Annotated in this window: 16 protein-coding genes and 1 pseudogene; 2 read left to right on the plus strand and 15 right to left on the minus strand. The window is 62.8% G+C overall.

The window, feature by feature from the left end; translation table 11 throughout:
* Nucleotides 1-136: 136 nt before the first annotated feature.
* The 5 genes from VIG90_RS04740 to VIG90_RS04760 all read right to left on the minus strand — a co-directional run bounded on the left by VIG90_RS04740 (nucleotide 137) and on the right by VIG90_RS04760 (nucleotide 6218).
* Nucleotides 137-1351 (minus strand): epoxide hydrolase, encoded by a 1215-nt coding sequence (locus tag VIG90_RS04740; protein WP_331592303.1) that lies wholly within the window; start codon nucleotides 1349-1351, stop codon nucleotides 137-139.
* 14 nt (nucleotides 1352-1365) lie between these two features.
* Entirely contained in the window at nucleotides 1366-3651 is a 2286-nt protein-coding gene (locus VIG90_RS04745; protein ID WP_331592305.1) for a TonB-dependent receptor, read from the minus strand.
* Between the two features lie 81 nt (nucleotides 3652-3732).
* A complete protein-coding gene (locus VIG90_RS04750) occupies nucleotides 3733-4638 on the minus strand; it encodes an NAD-dependent epimerase/dehydratase family protein (RefSeq protein WP_331592306.1) in 906 nt (301 codons plus the stop codon).
* Between the two features lie 40 nt (nucleotides 4639-4678).
* Entirely contained in the window at nucleotides 4679-5008 is a 330-nt protein-coding gene (locus VIG90_RS04755; protein WP_331592307.1) for a 2Fe-2S iron-sulfur cluster-binding protein, read from the minus strand.
* Nucleotide 5009: 1 nt separating this feature from the next.
* Nucleotides 5010-6218 carry a cytochrome P450 gene (locus tag VIG90_RS04760; protein ID WP_331592308.1) on the minus strand — a complete coding sequence of 403 codons (1209 nt, stop codon included), beginning with the start codon at nucleotides 6216-6218 and terminating at the stop codon, nucleotides 5010-5012.
* A 217-nt stretch (nucleotides 6219-6435) separates the two neighbouring features.
* Here VIG90_RS04760 and VIG90_RS04765 point away from each other — a divergent pair, with 217 nt between their 5' ends.
* Complete coding sequence (locus VIG90_RS04765) at nucleotides 6436-7518, plus strand: hypothetical protein (RefSeq protein WP_331592309.1); 1083 nt, start codon at nucleotides 6436-6438, stop codon at nucleotides 7516-7518.
* Between the two features lie 160 nt (nucleotides 7519-7678).
* Nucleotides 7679-7975, plus strand: a pseudogene (locus VIG90_RS04770) (type II toxin-antitoxin system HicB family antitoxin); the annotation flags it as partial.
* A gap of 117 nt (nucleotides 7976-8092) precedes the next feature.
* Here the strand turns inward: VIG90_RS04770 and VIG90_RS04775 are convergent.
* The 10 genes from VIG90_RS04775 to VIG90_RS04820 all read right to left on the minus strand — a co-directional run bounded on the left by VIG90_RS04775 (nucleotide 8093) and on the right by VIG90_RS04820 (nucleotide 16215).
* Nucleotides 8093-8290, minus strand: a complete 198-nt coding sequence (locus VIG90_RS04775; RefSeq protein ID WP_331592310.1) for a hypothetical protein — start codon at nucleotides 8288-8290, stop codon at nucleotides 8093-8095.
* Between the two features lie 308 nt (nucleotides 8291-8598).
* Entirely contained in the window at nucleotides 8599-10308 is a 1710-nt protein-coding gene (locus VIG90_RS04780) for a catalase (RefSeq protein WP_331592311.1), read from the minus strand.
* Nucleotides 10309-10910: 602 nt separating this feature from the next.
* A complete protein-coding gene (locus VIG90_RS04785; protein WP_331592312.1) occupies nucleotides 10911-11192 on the minus strand; it encodes a ribbon-helix-helix domain-containing protein in 282 nt (93 codons plus the stop codon).
* A gap of 128 nt (nucleotides 11193-11320) precedes the next feature.
* The gene (locus VIG90_RS04790) at nucleotides 11321-11575 is read right to left on the minus strand and encodes a hypothetical protein (RefSeq protein WP_331592313.1); all 255 of its coding nucleotides are present in this window, start codon (nucleotides 11573-11575) and stop codon (nucleotides 11321-11323) included.
* 53 nt (nucleotides 11576-11628) lie between these two features.
* Nucleotides 11629-12483: a hypothetical protein gene (locus VIG90_RS04795; RefSeq protein ID WP_331592314.1), complete on the minus strand. Its 855-nt coding sequence runs from the start codon at nucleotides 12481-12483 to the stop codon at nucleotides 11629-11631.
* Nucleotides 12484-12649: 166 nt separating this feature from the next.
* Nucleotides 12650-13039 (minus strand): DUF3768 domain-containing protein, encoded by a 390-nt coding sequence (locus tag VIG90_RS04800; protein WP_331592315.1) that lies wholly within the window; start codon nucleotides 13037-13039, stop codon nucleotides 12650-12652.
* 89 nt (nucleotides 13040-13128) lie between these two features.
* The gene (locus tag VIG90_RS04805) at nucleotides 13129-13983 is read right to left on the minus strand and encodes a DUF7146 domain-containing protein (RefSeq protein ID WP_331592316.1); all 855 of its coding nucleotides are present in this window, start codon (nucleotides 13981-13983) and stop codon (nucleotides 13129-13131) included.
* A 358-nt stretch (nucleotides 13984-14341) separates the two neighbouring features.
* Complete coding sequence (locus VIG90_RS04810; protein ID WP_331592317.1) at nucleotides 14342-14644, minus strand: hypothetical protein; 303 nt, start codon at nucleotides 14642-14644, stop codon at nucleotides 14342-14344.
* A gap of 727 nt (nucleotides 14645-15371) precedes the next feature.
* On the minus strand, nucleotides 15372-15707 hold the full coding sequence (locus VIG90_RS04815; protein ID WP_331592319.1) for a hypothetical protein: 336 nt from the start codon (nucleotides 15705-15707) through the stop codon (nucleotides 15372-15374).
* Between the two features lie 109 nt (nucleotides 15708-15816).
* On the minus strand, nucleotides 15817-16215 hold the full coding sequence (locus VIG90_RS04820; protein WP_331592320.1) for a hypothetical protein: 399 nt from the start codon (nucleotides 16213-16215) through the stop codon (nucleotides 15817-15819).
* Nucleotides 16216-16369: the final 154 nt, after the last annotated feature.

The raw sequence follows: 16369 nt of genomic DNA on the forward strand, positions 1-16369 counted from the left end.
AGCAGTCACTGCGCCTGCATCAGGCCGCAAACAATCGCTCTACCCGCCGCACTTTTGTCCCGACGATTTTGCGCATCACTCGGGATCTGGACTTCAAGCCATGACCAGCACGAGCCCACTTGCTAACAGGGGAACCTCAACCGGCTTGCGACGTCTTCTGCTGCTGCCAGCGCAGCGTCCGGAAGGTTGACCGGATATCCTCGATCAGCAGTTGCGGCTCCTCCATTGGTGCAAAGTGGCCGCCCGAACCATGTTCTGATAAATGGTGGAGGTTGTAGATCGGCAGCATCGCCTCGCCGAACAGTCCCGCGCCATCATTGCGAAACATGGATACACCGGAGGGCGCCTCAACCATGGGCATCCGCTCATGCGATGGCTGCCAGGGCTGGCGGGCCGCTTCGGCATAGAATCGCACTGTCGTGCCGAAGCTCTCCGTTACCCAGTAAAGGGTGGCTTTGGTCAGAATGTCGTCACGCGAGAAGCGGCTCTCGACATCGCCACCACAATCGCTCCACGCCCGCAGCCGTTCCAGCAGCCAGGCAAGCAGCCCGACCGGAGAGTCATGCATCGCATAGGCCAGCGTCTGCGGATCGAGCAGATGCACGGTCACATGGCTGGCGATGCGCCGCTCCGCAGCGATCGCCTGCGCTGCGACGTCAGGCGGCAACTGGGAGACATGCGCGCCGAGCAGATCGTAGGGGCGCGCGCCGGAGAAGGCGTTCAGCGTCATTGGCGCTGAGACCTGTATGCCATAGAGGCTGTCGGCATACTTGTGGCCGAGCTGGGTGGTGATCATGGCCCCCCAGTCACCGCCCTGGGCCGCGTAACGGGAAAAGCCGAGCACATCGGTCATCAGCCGCTGCCAGAGATCCGCCGTGCTCCAGAAGTTGATGCCCGTTGTCCGCAGCGGTGTGGAAAAGCCGAAGCCCGGCAAGGAAGGCACGATCACCTCAAAGGCATCTGCCGGATCGCCGCCGAACCGTGCCGGGTCGGACAAAGGCTCGATGACGTCGCGGTAATCCCAGAAGGTCCAGGGCCAGCCGTGGGTCAGGATGATCGGAATGGGGCTCGGCCCCTTTCCCGGCTGCCGCAGGAAATGGATCGGGATGTCATCGATCGCGACGCGATAATGGTCGAAGCGATTCATTGCCTGCTGCTGCGCCTGCCAGTCGAAACCCTCGGCCCAGTAGTCAACGAGCGAGCGCAGGTAGTCGCCGTTGACGCCGTAGCGCCAGTCATCGTTCCCGAAGTCGTCCGGCCAGCGGGTCCGGCGCAACCGTTGGCGCAGATCCTCGAGCACATCCTCTGCAATGTTCACCGCGAACTTCTGCGGTTGCTGCATCTTCTCCATGGTCGCCGTCCTTTTTAGAAACTGAAGTTCAGATCAACGCCAAAGCTGCGCGGCTCGCCGTAGACGTTGCCGGCATAGCCGAGAGCACCGAAGTCGATGCCGTGGATGCGATAGGCCTTGTCCGTCAGGTTCTTCGCCCAGACCGCAATCGAGGCCCCCTCGCCGAGGAGCGACAGCTCGGACAATGTCAGCCGTGCATCGAGCAGGCCGCGCGCCTCGCCGGCGATCTCGTCGTTGAGCGGCGTGCCAACCAGGGTCGGGTGAAAATAGACCTTGCCGCGATAATTGTATTCGACCCGCGCCGACAGCTGCCCGAAATCAAAGCGCGGCAATTCGTATTGCAGGGCAGCGTTCCAGGTGAGGCTGGACGAGAGCGGGAAGCGGGCCGTATCCGCCACGTCGATGATCTGGTTGGTCGCGGGATCGAGGATGAGGAACTGCTTGTACTTCCTGTCGATGTAGCCGAGCGCGCCCGAGAGGGTGAGCCCGTCCATCAGCAGCGCCTGTCCTTCAAGTTCAATGCCCTTGTAATCGGCCTGTCCCGCGTTGACGGTGACGCTGGTCGACCCTTGCGAGCCCGCCTGGAACTGCTGGATCTGCAGGTCCTCATGCTTGGCGTAGAACAGCGCCGCGTTGAGCCGCACCCGCCGGTCGAGGAACTCGGACTTCAGCCCCAGCTCGTAGGACGTCAGATCTTCCGGGCTGTAGCCGGAGTTGGATGAGCGCGCGTTGAAGCCGCCGGCCTTGTAGCCTGTTGCAACCCTCGCATAGGCGAGCACGTCCTGGGTGAGCCTGTAATCGGCCGAGACCGTCCAGTTGAAGCGGTCGAATTTGCGGGACAAGTCCCGCGGGAACGGCGCAATCTGGTCGAGGCTCTTCTTGTCGCTGGTATAGCGAAGGCCGCCCGTCACGCTCAGCTGATCGGTCAGTTCATAGGTCAGCTGGCCAAAAGCCGCCTGAGAGCGCGAGCGATGGCGGAAGCTCAGCAGGGCCTGGGCCGTGGTCGCAAAGTCCGGCGTCAGGACAATGGTCGGGAACTGCGGATTTTCCTCCCGGCTCTTTTCCTTGAAATAAAACAGCCCGAGCACATACTCCAACCTGTCGCCCAGCGAGCCCAAGAGGTTGAACTCCTGCGACCACTGGTGCTGGCGCCGACGGTTGTCGGAATAGAACAGGCTGATCGGCTGGACGCCCGTCGGGATGAAGGGGCCGCCCGCCAGAATAATGGGGTCGACCGTCTGGCCGAGAATACCCGCCTGCCCGTCCAGGTCGTCGCCCCGGTCGACGTTGCGCCATTTGCGGTAGCCGGTCAGCGAGCGCAGGGTCGTGTTCTCGCCAAGGTCCGCCTCGAGCGTCAGGGTATGCCCCCAGACCTTGTCGGTCAGCAATCCGTCACCATCAAGCGCGATCCGCTTGAGCCGTGACCTTGAGACCACCGGGGCTGCCCCGCCCAGCGACGGCGAATTATTGAGAAAGGCCAGCACGTCGGGGCGGATCACGGTTGCCTGATAGGCCGGGGCGATGCTTTCGCGATGATTGAAGTCAAAAGCGTAGTCGGCGCGGAAGGCCCCGCCCTGGTCGAAGGCGACGGCAGCGCGCACCGCATCGATGTTGAGCGCGCCGGGGTCGCGGTTGCTCGGCGCGGTCGGATCGTTCACATACCCGTCCTGCTCGCGGTGGACGTAGGAGAATTTGGCGCGCAGGCCGGTGTCGCCCAGCAGGCCGGTATCGAGCGTCGTGCGCGACTGCCACTGGTCCCAGCTGCCGTACGTGAAGCGTTGCTTGATGCCGAACTCCTGCGCCGGCTTTGCAGTAATGAAATTGACCGCGCCTCCGATGGTGTTGCGCCCGTAGAGCGTGCCCTGCGGCCCGCGCAGCACCTCGATCCGCTCGAGATCCACCAGGTCGAAGACGGCGCCGGTCGACCGGCCGAGCACGATCCCGTCGACATAAATGCTGACCGGCGCATCGGATGTGAGCACGGGTTCCTGATCGCCGATGCCGCGAATAAAGATGGCGGTGTTCGAACTCGAAGCTGGTGCCGTGGTGACGGCAATGTTCGGCGCTACTGCCGTCAGCGTGCTGATGTCAGTAATGCCGCGCTGCTCGATCGAGGCCGCAGTGATGGCGCTGACGGCCACCGGCGTCGTCTGCAGGCTCTCGGTGCGCTTCTGCGCGGTGACGACGATTTCCTCGAGCGCACCAGCCTGCGATCGTTCTGGCTGCTGGGCAAGAGCCGGTCCGACCACGACGGCAAGAGAAGCACACGCCAATTGAAGAGAATTATTTAAACTCTTCACATTACTCTCCCCATGTTTTATTTGATTGTTCTTGAGTTTACGCTTCGGTCCAGAAGCAGAAAAAGCTTCTGTTTTTCATAGTTATTGGCGATAGGCGCGCACCACCTCGGCAATCGCCTCCCCGACGTCGCCCCGGCGATAGCCAAGGCGTGCGGCGTCCCTCGCGTCCGGCTCGAAATAGGCCTCCCCGCCCCGACCGGCATAAAGCGCCCAGTCGGGCAGCACCGGATGCTCCTCGTTGCGGATCGGCAGGTTGGCCGGAAGCCCGGCCGCGCGGCGGAACATCCCGAAATAGTCATGGAACGACAGGTTCTCGTCGCCAACCAGATAGGCCCTGCCCGCCTCCCCGTGCTCCAGCGCACCGATGATCGCATCGGTCACGGCAGCCAGCGACATATAATTCACCCCGCCGGGAATGGCGAAGATGGGCGCCGCCGGCATATCACCCAGCGCATAAGCGGCGTGGGCCAAGAGCCAGCCCGAACTGACGCCCTCCAGATGCCCGACGATGTAAGGCGGATTGACACTGCACACTGAAAAGTCGCTTGTGGCCAGCGCCCGCACGCCTTCATCGGCGGCAAGGCGCGAGCGGATGTAAGGGCTGAGCGCGATCCGGTGCGGCACCACCTGGGGATAGAAGCTGCCGACATAAACCCCGCGCCCGACGCCGGCGTCGCGTACTGCCCGGAAGAAGTCGGGTATGCCGCGCACGTTGGCCCGCGCGAGATGGGTTTCCTCATCCTCGCCCTGCGGGCGCTGGCGGATGTCGTTTCCGGCGGCGTGAACAACGGCGTCGAACCGCGCAAGCGTCCCTTGATCAAAGTCGCCTGCCACATAGTCGCCGGAGAGGAAAGGCAGGCCACTCATGGCACTGGCCGCCGCCGGCGGCCGCCGCGACGCGACCGTCACGTCATGCCCCATGGCGGCAAGCCGCAGGGCGACGCTGCCGCCGATGTAGCCCGAACCGCCGATCACCAGCACCCGCATGGCTGTCCCTCCTCTGCCACAAGTCCTTGCCTCGCCTCTCTCAGGTCTGCGATGCCGGCACCGCGACGCTAAGGCCGTCGAGCGTTGCATCCAGAATGATCTGGCAGGTCAGGCGGCTGGTTGGGCGCACATCAATGCAGCCCTCGAGCATCGCCCGCTCCTGATCCGAGGGCGGCGGCAGGCGCGAGAGCCATTCCTCTCCCACATAGCCATGGCATGTGGCGCACGCCATCCAGCCGCCGCATTCACCGATGATGCCTTTGACGTCGTTTGCAACAGCGCAGCTCATCAGCGTCTCACCCGTCTCGCCGCTGAGGATCACCGTCTCTCCGCCGGCCAGCCGGAACGTCACGTTCACCACCTCTTTCATGTCAGGAAACTCCGCTCAGGCTTTCAGATCCGCCGTAAGGCTGCACCCACAGCGCGCGCGGCCCACGCAGAATGGCGCTGATAAACTCCACCGGCTTGCCGGGCGTCAGGCGAAGGGCCGGGAAGCGCTCGAAGACGAGGCGCAGCGCCGTCTCCAGCTCGCGCCGCGCCAGGTGCATGCCCAGACAAAAGTGCACGCCCCTGCCGAACGAGAGGAGCTCGCGATTGTCCCGCGCGGGGTCGAACCGGCGCGGGTCCTTGTAGACCATGGGGTCGTGGTTCGCGGCGGTGATGCCGAACAGCATCCAGTCCCCGGCCTTGATGCGCACGCCGCCGAGCTCGGCATCGTGCGGGGCCATGCGCGGCAGCAGCGCGGTCGGCGTCTGCCAGCGCAGCCCCTCGGTCACGATCGCTGCGCGGTCGGCATCGCTGCCCTGGGCTGCCAGCGCCCGGACTGCCGGGTCCGAGAGGACGGCGGCGAACAGGCTGCCCCCGTTCTTGTAGGTCGTGTCGGAGCCTGCCGGGAACAACAGCCGAAAGAGCGAGAGAATGCGCTCGTTATCGAGCGTCCGGCCCTCGAACTCGGACTGCACGAGCATGGTGATGAAGTCATCCTGCGGCCGGTGACGCCGGTCCTCAATCAGGCCTTCCATGTAGGCATCGAACCCGGCCTTGGCCTCCATCGCGCCGTCCGGGTCCCAGGGGTGGTCGATGAGCTTGACCGCCCATTTGAGGAACAGCGCTTCATCGGCGACCGGGATCGACAGCAGGCGCGTGATCACGGTGAAGGGGAACGGCCGGGTGAACGCGGAGACGAACTCCACTTCCTCCTGCCCTTCGATCCGGTCGAGCAGCTCCTGGACGATCGGCTCGATCAGCGGTTGCACGTACTGGCGCACGCGCGCCGGCATGAAGGGGGCGGCCACCATCGCCCGGGTGATACGGTGCTCATCGCCCGTCAGGCCGAGGAGCGTTCGGCCCATCGACTCTTCCGTCCGCTCCAGATAGCCGGGCGCGGGGTCGAAGTTGACAGTGTCGGTGAACGCCTGTGCCAGCTCCGCATGGCTCAGGACGAGCCAGGCCACCTGGCCATGGAACTGGACCGGAACGACTGGCCCTGCCTGGCGCAGCGCGTCCAAGACATCGTGCAGGTCAGGCAGGTCGTCATAGGCAAAATCAATCTCCGGCATCAGGGGCGCCGCCGCGCTCATGGCGTTTTCTCCTCCAGTCCTTGCTTTTCTCGCGGCTTAGCGTGCGTCAAAACGACGGTCGCCACAGTCACCAAATGGGGACTGTTCAGACACTGCCCGTCTTGCTGTAACCGTGACCGCGTGCGATGCTGCAAAGGCTGACGACACAGCAACCCGAATGGCACAGCACCCCAGATGGCACAGTACCCAAGGCGGCTCTGTCGAGAAGGAGGGAAGGATGCGCGAGGATGTCCTGGCCGGCATCATGGAGGCCCCGATCGCGCCGCGCCCCTGGTTGCCCTTGTTCCAAGCCCTCAACACGCTGGTGGGCGATACGCGCAGCATGATCAAGTTTACCCGGGCCGACAGCCCGGCACACGCGCTCATCCGCACGTCGGCCGACGAAGATGCCGACGGCATCGCCGAACTCTACCGGCAGATCTATCAGTTCAAGGACCCCATCCGGTATGCGGGCCTGCATCAATGCCGCCTCTACAGCTATGAGGACCTGATCGAGCGGCCGGCCCTCACGTCTTCGGACTATTACCGCGAACTGTGCGAGCCGCTCGGGATGACCCATGCCTTCTTCGCTTATCTCGGGCGGTTCGATGGTGTCGACGCCTGGTTCAACGGTGCGCGCAGCCGGGCCTTCTCAAACGCCGACTGGCAGGCCATCGGTGCGGTGCTGCCCTTCATCAGCAGGGCGGCAGAATACTACTGCCGGATCGAGCGCTACCGAACCCAGTCCACCCTTTTTGCCGGCGCGCTGGGGCAAGTCGGCATCGGCGCCGTCATACTCGACAGCGAGGGGCGGATCGTCCGGATGAATCGCGAGGCGGAACGTCTCATGGCGCGGGAGGGCCTGCGCAGCCGGGCGCCGGACCGCCTCAACCTGCCGGCCCGGGCATCACATGCCCTGGCGGCCATGCTGACCGCGTTGCGCGCCGGCAAGGAGGCCGCCCCTGCCTTCCTCAGGCTGGAGCGGGCCGACGCGCAGCCGCTTTTCATGGTCCTGCGGCAGCTGCGTTCCTCGATGAGCCACAGCCATGCAGTGATGCTTTATTTGCGCGGCGCGAATTTCGGGCGCGAAGACCTGCTCGGCGCAATCATGGCCTTTCACGATCTCACCGCCTCCGAAGCCCGGCTCGCCCTGCTCCTCGCCGCCGGCCTGCCGCTCGACGATGCTGCCACGGAGATGGGCCTGACGATCTCGACGGCCCGCACCTATTGCAAGCGCATTCTCCTGAAGACAGGCACGAAGCGTCAGGCCGAACTCGTGGCTTTATTGGCGAATAGCCTGCTGCTGGCCGAACTTTCCTGAGCGCCGCCCTCCTGTCCGGCCGATGTCCAGGCGGTGCCCTCGGCACCCGGCCAGCCGGTGGTCTTTTCGCAAAGTACTCACGCTCAGGCGGATATGGCGTCGCTACACCGGACGTGGGTGGATTTACCGCCCACGCTGAGACGGAAGACTTGATGAGGCGGTCACAACTGCCCGTCGTGTATTAACTACTCACCTTGCTGCCTTGATCGCCTCTGGCGGTGCACTGCCGCGTGCTCGGTCCTTGGCAGAGTTGCGCGCCACCCCCGAGTTAGCCGAAGATTTTGCCGAGGCCGATACAACCGTCATGCTGCCTGCACTCATGCCCTTTGGTCGAACCAAGCGGGTCAACCTGAGCATCGACGAAAACACCCTCGAGTTAATCGATAAGGCCGCCAGCATTCGAGGCTTGACCCGCTCAGCCTTTGTTGCCGAGGCAGCGCGCCAGTACGCATCTTAACTCACACTGCGCGCCTGTTTGTGGAGAGGTTATCTCTTCACAAACAGACCCTGGTTTTATCACCGCCTGACGCTTCATGTGCAGAGCCTCCCTCTACACATGCTCCTCTGGCCTTGGTCAGACCCAGCCGCCGACATAGGCGGCATCACCGCTGTTGATTTCTCGCCCGCCCCACAAGTTGTGGAATTGCTCGAGCTTGAGACAACCCTTGCCGAGATTCTCGCCTCGCTGCGGCTGATCTCGCCCGACCTTCAGCTGCTCGAGAGCGAGCCGGCCGTCAGGGTTCTCAAGATCGTCGCCTGCCGCGAACTGCACATGCGCCATCCTATCAGTCAGGCCGTGTTCGCCGTCATGCCCGCCTATGCTTTGGGCAGTGATCTCGACAATCTGACGGTGCTACTGGCCTTCAGTCGCTCCAAGCTCGATCCGGACGATACGCTGCGGGCGTCCCGTCGCCCACGTCTCGACCGACGCCCTGCGCCCGCTGACCAGCCACGTCACCTGCGCAGCCGGCCAGAGCCTAGCACCCCGCTCAGCACGCCAACGCCGCCTCAGGAATTGGCAGCCGGTTTTCCAATGCGGCAGAGCGCGAGAACAGGCGATCCCGGCTGCTTTATCCTGCCTTATCCGGCCGCCTGCCGTCCTGGCGCCTGGGAGCCAAGAGCCGGCATCCCGCCCAGCACCTCCTCGGCCTTGGCCTGGTAGTTCTGGACCGAGCTCGTCCACTGGCCCCAGACCTCGGGATCGATCTTATCCCCGTTGCGGCCAAGGTTGCGGAGGCGCTGCTCGTCCTCGTCGGTGAGCACCTGCTTCGGCAAAGGGGTCAGATAGCGTACATCATCGACGTTCATGCCAAGCATTTCAGCGACGCGCGTTCCATAATCGTCATGGATCAGGAAGAAATGCCAAAGCATCCGCTCCTGCACGTCCCGCTCGCACTGGCCAAGCATGGTTCCCATGTTCTTGACCAGATCGTCGCGCTCCCAGTCCATCATCGTATTATAGCGGCCACGCGCCTGGACGTAGTCGTTGCGACGCTCAAGCACGCTGCGCGTCAGCCGGCCATGGATCTCGGGGTGGTTGATCGGTTCATCGCGCCCGCTCTCCTGAAGCCCGTAATGAACGGATGGCTCGAAGTTGATATGGGGGTTCTGCCCCTCGGCGGTCTCGCGCCGGAACGACATCTGGCCGCCGGTCAGATTGGTTGTGACCTTTGCGTTCTTGGCTTGGTTGACCGGCAACTGGAGATAGTTGGTGCCGACGCGATAGCGCTGCGTATCTGAATAGGAGAAGGTTCGCCCGACCAGCATCTTGTCATCCGAGAAATCGAGCCCGTCGACGAGCACGCCGGTGCCCATCGCTATCTGCTCATTCTCGTTGTGGTGATCCTCGACGTTACGGTTCAGAGTCATGACGCCGATATGACGGAGGGGGAAGTCCTTCTCGGGCCAGATTTTGGTATCATCGAGCGGATCCCAGTCAAGTTCGGGATGCTCGTGGTCTTCCATGATCTGGACGTACATATCCCACTGCGGATAGTCGCCGCGTTCGATCGCTTCGTACAGGTCCTTCGAAGCAGAGCCGAGATCCTGTCCCTGCACCTTTGCGGCTTCCTCGGCCGTCAGACTGGCCACGCCGCAGCGCGGGTGGAAGTGATACTTGACCAGCACCGTACCCCCGGCAGCGTTGACCATCTTGTAGGTATTCACCCCGAAGCCTTCCATATGCCGGTAGGTCGCCGGTATCCCCCGGGGACTGAACAGATGCGTCAGCATATGCATCGATTCCGGCGTCTGGCACATGAAATCGAATATGCGGTTCGGCTCCTGCCGGAATGTCACCGGATCGGGTTTCAGCGAGTGAATGACGTCCGGGAACTTGATCGCGTCGCGAATGAAGAAGATAGCAAGGTTGTTGCCGACCAGGTCCCAGTTGCCGTCTTCGGTATAGAATTTAACGGCGAAGCCGCGCGGGTCGCGAGCGACTTCAGACGAATCTCGGCCGCCGATCACCGTAGAGAACCGGATCGCGAGCGGCGTCTTCTTGCCCGCCTCCTGAAACAGCTTGGCGCGGGTGTATTTCGACGCGGGTTCATCGCCGATCTTTCCTGTGGCCTCGAACTCGCCGTAGCAGACAAAGCCGCGTGCGTGGACAACGCGTTCAGGAATGCGCTCCCGATCGAAATGTGTGATCTTCTCAAGAAACTGATAGTTCTCGAGCGTCGCGGGTCCACGGGACCCCACTGTGCGCTGGGACTGGTTGTTGGTGATCGGGTGCCCTTGCCGATTTGTCAGGACACGTGCCGGCTTGTCGTTGTCACGGTTATTGCTCATGGGGACGGCTCCACCTGCGAAATCGCTCGGAGCGGGCGCCCCTTCGAACATGACAGGGCGCCCGCTCCGAGCGGAGCGACTGAATACACTGCAACGCCTTGCAAACAATCGTGTTCCGAAACTGGCAGAGCCACTGCTTCTGCCCAATTGGTCCGATTGCGTTTTCAAGGCAGCAGGCTTGCCGGCTTTAATGTTGACCTGCTTTGCTTCCCGTCCAGGGCGCCCAAACACACAGGTCACCCGCATGAGAAAAGCCGATTTTTCGAGAGCTGTCTTCAATTCCGAACCAGAGACTGAGGATTCCAGTGCTTTAATCCCCTGCCAGCCTTGACCGCCGTAAAAGAAGCCAAGGATGATCATTCGGTCGTCGGCAACTGCAAATGCAGTTGCCACACGAGGCTTTAAACCAACAGTTCGTAGCCCTGGCCGTATATCGTCGCGGCGCTGGTCACGGTGGGAAGCCAAATCAAAGCCTCGCACGTAAGGCTAGAGGCGCTCGATTTGACTCAGCGCAGCTGCCGATGGGGCTATGCTTGCGATCTAATTCTATAATGAGATGAGATTAGCTTTGGCTTCAGGCGAAAGAATGAATGCCCGCCAAATCATTTCTGGCCCTTCAGATGCCCAGCATGCCGAGCCCGCACACGGGAAAAAGCATCGTCGACCGGGACAGCCCGGGCTGGATCCAAAAGCATCGCATCAAAACTGGACGCCACCTGCATCTGCAACCAGCGTTCAACTGTCTCGTCGCGCTCTTTCAGGGCCATCGAGCCTGCACGGATCACTTCGCTTGCCAATGCATAATCGCCAGCTTTTACTCTGGGATCGATGTAAGATGTCAGGTCGGACGGCAAACTAATAGTTTTTTTCTCGGCTGCGGCCACAGAGCATCTCCCATGTAGGCTACTCCGCACGGTATGAATAATTCGGATCCTAAGTAATGGTCGACCTCAAGGTTGGCCACAAATCAGATGCAACTGTGCTGTAAGACCTTTCTGCGGCAAAAGCCGGCTTAGAAAATAGTCGAGACCAGCCGGTAGGGCCTGGGCTCCTGCCCCTCCAGCTTGAGGCAAAACACATCCTCGCCCCAGAGGACGCAGTGCGCCTGGATCGGGCAGTCCTGGGCGATGATGGCGACAGGCCGGCCATGGCGCTCGAACAGGCGCTGCGCCAGCCGGTAGGCGCGGGTGTAGTCGCTCAAGCGCCGGCGCAGGGGCGACGGGTGTTCGGGCCAGGGTGCACCGGCACAGGGCTTTTGGGTGCGCATCACTTCCTCCTCAAAGGCTGGGGACCTTTGCTGCATGGACACCTTGGCCTCTCTCATGGCCGGGGCGCCTTCGGATCCGCAGCCGGCGGAAGGTCGGGCTTCAGGAGATCAGCGACGGAGCGAATGCCGAACAGCGCCAGATGGCGGCAGGGCACATGCTTGCCCGCCACATGGGTTGCCAGGATTTCAAAGGTTGCCCGCGTCTTGAGGTGGGCAAGGCGCTGGGCATCGCCAGATCCATAAACGTGGGGCGCGGTGCTGACCGCCTGCCGGAGGACATCGTGGTAGTCCGAGTAGTAGGTAAGCGCGATCCGGTGGATCTCTCGCCAGTGCTGACGCAGGTGCTCGCGCTGGAGGCTGGCGGCAGCGGCAATGTCAGCCCACTCGGCCTCGGACACCGTATCGAGCCGGCTCCAGAAGGCATGGGTCTCCGGGGTGGCCCAGGGGTAGCGGCCGTCGCGCTCGATGAGCGTGTCGGGCCAGATCGGGCGGGGGTTTTCGGGCCCTAAGCGCATGAGGACTGCATGGGTCAGGCTGATGCCGAGGATCTCGGCAACCGCCCGGTCGATGGCGCCCTGAGGCGCCGCCTCATACTGCGCGCGGGACCAGCGGGCCAGGTGCTTGAGCACATACCAGTGCGGCTCGACCTTGAGGGGCGTCACCGACAGCGGCCCACCCGGACTCTTCGTGTCGTGGATCAGCGTGTGCTTGACGCCCCAGAAGTCGCGCATCCATTCGGCATTGCGCTCGATCTGCCGGGCCCGCCAGCGGGCGGAATGATCCGTGCCGGGACCCTCGGCGGGCGCGCCGATGCGCCGCGTCAGGAGAAGAACGGGGCGCGGGCGTTGGCGTAGGCGCAAGCGCAGGCGGAGGGTGTTCTGGAACAGCTTAAGCAGGTCTTTGAACATGAGAGAAGTTCCTTTCAAGCGAAGGCCCTGACGGCACCCGCACAGCACGACGGCGCCCCGCGCGGACAGGCGCGAAGAAAGGCCAGAGCGGCAGGGATCAGGGCAGATGGGGGAAAAACGTTGAGCTGCCTGGCGGGGGCAGTGCCCTTGAGGCCACCGAAACTCTTCAGTAATCCTCGGGAAAGCCGATGGTCAGCACCCGGCGGGTGACGGCCGGGTTGGCGGGGTCGGGGCTCCCCTTGCGGCCGGCCGTGTCGTAGTAATCGATCTTGAAGAAGAAGGTGCGGTCCCAGACCTCGAAAAGCCCGAAGTGATGTTCTTCTGTAGGATCGTTGGTCTCGTCGAACGCATCGAACGCGGCCAAAGCGCGCAGCAGAAACAGTCGGCGTGCCAGCCATTCCTTGGGCAGCAGCTCCGGCGCGGATCGAAGGAAGTCGGCGACGGCCGTGGTCAGCACCACTTGGCCGAGGCTCGTGTCAAACGGGGCCTGGCGCAACTGGTCATTGAGTTCGCGAATGCGGGCCTTGTGCGCCGGATCATCGGAACTTTGGGTCATGGCGGAAGCCTTTCAGCAAGCCCGCGCGCCCGGCCTGCTCGAGAAAGAGCATCCGGTTGCAGCGGCACAGGTGAGGAAGAAGGGTTTCTTCAGGCCGGTCTGACGACGTCGGCCCAGTCGTTGCAGGGCGGGTCGGGGAACCGGGCCAGTATCTCGAGGTTGGCACTGGCATAGGTGGCCTGCGCGCGGGCAACGCCGTGGCGTCCGGCCTCGTCATTGTCGCCAAACAGCACCAAAGTCTTGACGCCCTCGGGCAGCCTGAGTTGATAGAGCCGCGTGCTCGACAGCGCCGCCCAGACCGGAATGTTGTGAAGCTGCATCGCGGCCAGGGCCGTCTCGACGCCCTCGGCAATTCCTAAGATGCGGCTGGCCGGGGCCAACTGCACTGCACTGTTGCCGGGCGCATTGGTCAGCATGCGCCGGGGCTCGCAAGAGCTGAGGCGCGGTTCGCTCGGGTCGAGGTAAATGCGGTGCAACGCCACAAGCCGACCGTCCAGGTCCTGGCAGGCTGCCAGCAAGACCGGGGGCCGACGCCCGCTTGGCCGGTGGCGGCAGCGGGGCAGGAAACGCAAGGGCGCGCTCTTAGGGACGACCAGGCCACGCGCCTCCAGATACCGGGCGGCGAGCGTGTCCTGGACCGGCACGGCCTCGCCCCAGAGCCTCTCCACCCAGGCCTGGATTTCCTGGAGACTGCGCTCAGGCGGCAAGGCCTTCAGGCGACACCCGCCCAGGTGCGGCTCGTACCGGCGGATGGCCGCCAACACAGACGATTGAGAACAGCCTGCATGGCATTTGAAAAGAAGCGTCTGCTCGCCAGTACGGATACTGAGCGAGGGCGTGCGATCCTTGTGGGCCGGACAGCGGCACATGCCGTGCTGTCCAAGCCAGGCGCCGCCGAGCATCCCGCACAGGCGGGCGCCGGCCGCGGCTAGGTCTGAGGTCATGGCAGATCTCCCAGAAAGGAATGAAGGGCGAGAAGAGGCAAGGAGGTGATGCTTCTCACCCCTCGCCTCTTCCCCCTTTCCTTCCCTCCTTCCCCTTCGGTCTCGACCCGAGGTGCAGACCGAAAGGCGCAGCCTCGTGCTGCAGACGAGCGCCGGTCCGCCAGAGGAGGCTGTCTGGCGCTGCAACTTGCATGTTTTAAGAGGATGTGGAGAAGCGAGGCGCGGCGCACGCTCGCGTTCAGCAGCGGGTCTTTTCCGCTGCATCGAGTACTCCGGCGCTTGGCGGCCGCCGCCCGATCCAGATCAGACGGGAATCGGACGTCTTGCGAACGCTGCTCTGCGTCGGCGCATCAAAGACTTAATTGAAGATCTTCGTGAAGTTGGCAAGGGCGACGAGGGCCATCAGCAGCACTGCCTGGCTGCCGATCAGCCAGCGCACCAGATCTGCTTTGACGTCGGCGATGCTGGCCTTCATCTCCAGGCGCACCTGGCCGAAGCCGGCATCCATTTTCGCCTCGAGTTGCCGAAGATCGGATTTGGTGGCCAAGTCCTCACGCCCCTGTGTGGTCGCCTCGGCCAATGCCACGGCAAGGGCCTCGGCCTGCCGGGCCTCGAACCCTGCTTCCTGGAACGATCGGGCAAACTTGAGCGTGTCGATCATCGCATTCATCCCTGGGGGCCTTTCTGTAAATAGCATGATCGGGGGAAAAAGGTAAGAGCAAGGCCATGCCGGGCTTCCTGCCCAGCGTACCCGGGTCACGGCATCTGAATTGAACACCAGATACGGGCACGCCCGGGCGGAGCCAGAAAGCTGTCAGAGCCTACACTCTGCAACGGGTCCGAAAGTAACAAGGGGAAAGGACGTGACGCTTCCTCTCCCTTGTGTTTCTGCCTTCTTCTTTCCCCTTCCTCTTCGACTTGGTCTGGACTGAGGATCGAGGGATCCTCTGCGATCCGAGCCGTCGCGCGGCGGCGGAGGTCATTCTGAGAAGTGCCTTGTCCTGCCTTGCCTGCCACGCAGCCATTTCCCGACGCTGATGAGCGGATCGGCCAGCGGCAATCGGTCATAATTAATGCTGAAACAGGGAAGAGATCTGGCGGCACTGCCCTATACCGACAGCGACAGTCTTTTACGGATCGCCGGATGCGGCGCTGGCCGGCAGGTAGCACTGGCCCAGTGTTTCAGGCGAACACCGGCCCGCCTGAGAAAAGCTTTGGCGCTCGCGTCTTGGTTATTTTGGCAAATGGAAAGTGGCGGAGTTTCGCGATCAACAGCGCATCTCTTTGCTGTGTCGGCCGCCTCTGATGCTCGGCAGCTGCCGCCCGCTTCTAATCAATAAATCATTGAACAGGCAGAAAACACTGAACTGTGTCGCGATACATAGAGTTTAATTGAATGCCTTCGTGAAGTTGGAGAGAGCAACGAGGGCCATCAGCAGCACAGCCTGGCTGCCGATCAGCCAACGCACCATATCTGCTTTAACGTCGGCGATGCTGGCCTTCATCTCCAGACGCAGCTGGCTGAAACCAGCACCCATCCTTGCCTCTACGGCATCGATTTTAGTCTCAAGTTTGTTTTCAAGCTGCCGAAGATCGGCCTTGGTGGCCAGGTCCTCACGTCCCTGCGAACTCGCCTCAGCCAGCGCGACGGCAAGGGCTTCGGCCTGTCGGGCTTCGAACCCTGCTTCCTGAAACGATCGGGCAAACTTCAGTGTGTCGATCATCGCATTCATCCCTAGGGGCCTTTCTTTCACTAGCATGATCGGGGGAAAAAGGTAAGGGCAAGGCCGCGGGTCTGGAATGCCGCCGACCTGCCCTACCCGTCCGGAGCCGTCAGTGCGCAGCCTGCTTCATCAGCACCTGCGCCCTGGCCTCAAGGGCGATCCGGCTGTCCTGGTGCGCCTCGCTCCTCGCCCGGGCCGTGATCCCGCTGATGAAGTCAAAGATCGTCTCGGGCGGATGGCCCTCCTCGGCCAGGACCGTCTGGATGACCCGCTGGGCCTCGGCCTTGCTGAAGCCGCGCTTGCGCAGGAACGTCTCGCGCGCCTCGTCATCCGTCGCCACGATCTGGCGCTGGGCGGCCTTGATCCCGGCGATGAAGCCCGACGGGCTGGCAGTGGCAAACCGGGCGAGCGCTGGTGCCGCTTCCTGGGCGAAGCGATGGGCCGCAAACTTGCTGTGGCGGATCTTGATTTCCTGGAAATTTTCAACGCCATGCAGGTGGCGGTTCATGCAGACGGCGCGAAGCTATGTCCGGTGCCGGACTATGTCCCGTAACTGTACGGATTTCGGCTATTCCAAGCAGTTAACAAGTCGCCACAGTCCATAGCAGACTCCTGTTCGGGCAGTCCCGCCCGAGGAGAAGTTCCGCATGAACAACCAGTTA

The sequence above is a fragment of the Pedomonas sp. genome, assembly GCF_036515995.1.
Taxonomy (GTDB): Bacteria; Pseudomonadota; Alphaproteobacteria; order Sphingomonadales; family Sphingomonadaceae; genus Pedomonas.

Bases quoted from the DNA above. Each gene is read 5' to 3' on its own strand.
- VIG90_RS04740 (WP_331592303.1), bottom strand. From the start codon at position 1,351: ATGGAGAAGATGCAGCAACCGCAGAAGTTCGCGGTGAACATTGCAGAG.
- VIG90_RS04750 (WP_331592306.1), bottom strand. From the start codon at position 4,638: ATGCGGGTGCTGGTGATCGGCGGTTCGGGCTACATCGGCGGCAGCGTC.
- VIG90_RS04755 (WP_331592307.1), bottom strand. From the start codon at position 5,008: ATGAAAGAGGTGGTGAACGTGACGTTCCGGCTGGCCGGCGGAGAGACG.
- VIG90_RS04760 (WP_331592308.1), bottom strand. From the start codon at position 6,218: ATGAGCGCGGCGGCGCCCCTGATGCCGGAGATTGATTTTGCCTATGAC.
- VIG90_RS04765 (WP_331592309.1), top strand. From the start codon at position 6,436: ATGCGCGAGGATGTCCTGGCCGGCATCATGGAGGCCCCGATCGCGCCG.
- VIG90_RS04780 (WP_331592311.1), bottom strand. From the start codon at position 10,308: ATGAGCAATAACCGTGACAACGACAAGCCGGCACGTGTCCTGACAAAT.
- VIG90_RS04790 (WP_331592313.1), bottom strand. From the start codon at position 11,575: ATGCGCACCCAAAAGCCCTGTGCCGGTGCACCCTGGCCCGAACACCCG.
- VIG90_RS04795 (WP_331592314.1), bottom strand. From the start codon at position 12,483: ATGTTCAAAGACCTGCTTAAGCTGTTCCAGAACACCCTCCGCCTGCGC.
- VIG90_RS04800 (WP_331592315.1), bottom strand. From the start codon at position 13,039: ATGACCCAAAGTTCCGATGATCCGGCGCACAAGGCCCGCATTCGCGAA.
- VIG90_RS04805 (WP_331592316.1), bottom strand. From the start codon at position 13,983: ATGACCTCAGACCTAGCCGCGGCCGGCGCCCGCCTGTGCGGGATGCTC.
- VIG90_RS04810 (WP_331592317.1), bottom strand. From the start codon at position 14,644: ATGATCGACACGCTCAAGTTTGCCCGATCGTTCCAGGAAGCAGGGTTC.
- VIG90_RS04815 (WP_331592319.1), bottom strand. From the start codon at position 15,707: ATGATCGACACACTGAAGTTTGCCCGATCGTTTCAGGAAGCAGGGTTC.
- VIG90_RS04820 (WP_331592320.1), bottom strand. From the start codon at position 16,215: ATGAACCGCCACCTGCATGGCGTTGAAAATTTCCAGGAAATCAAGATC.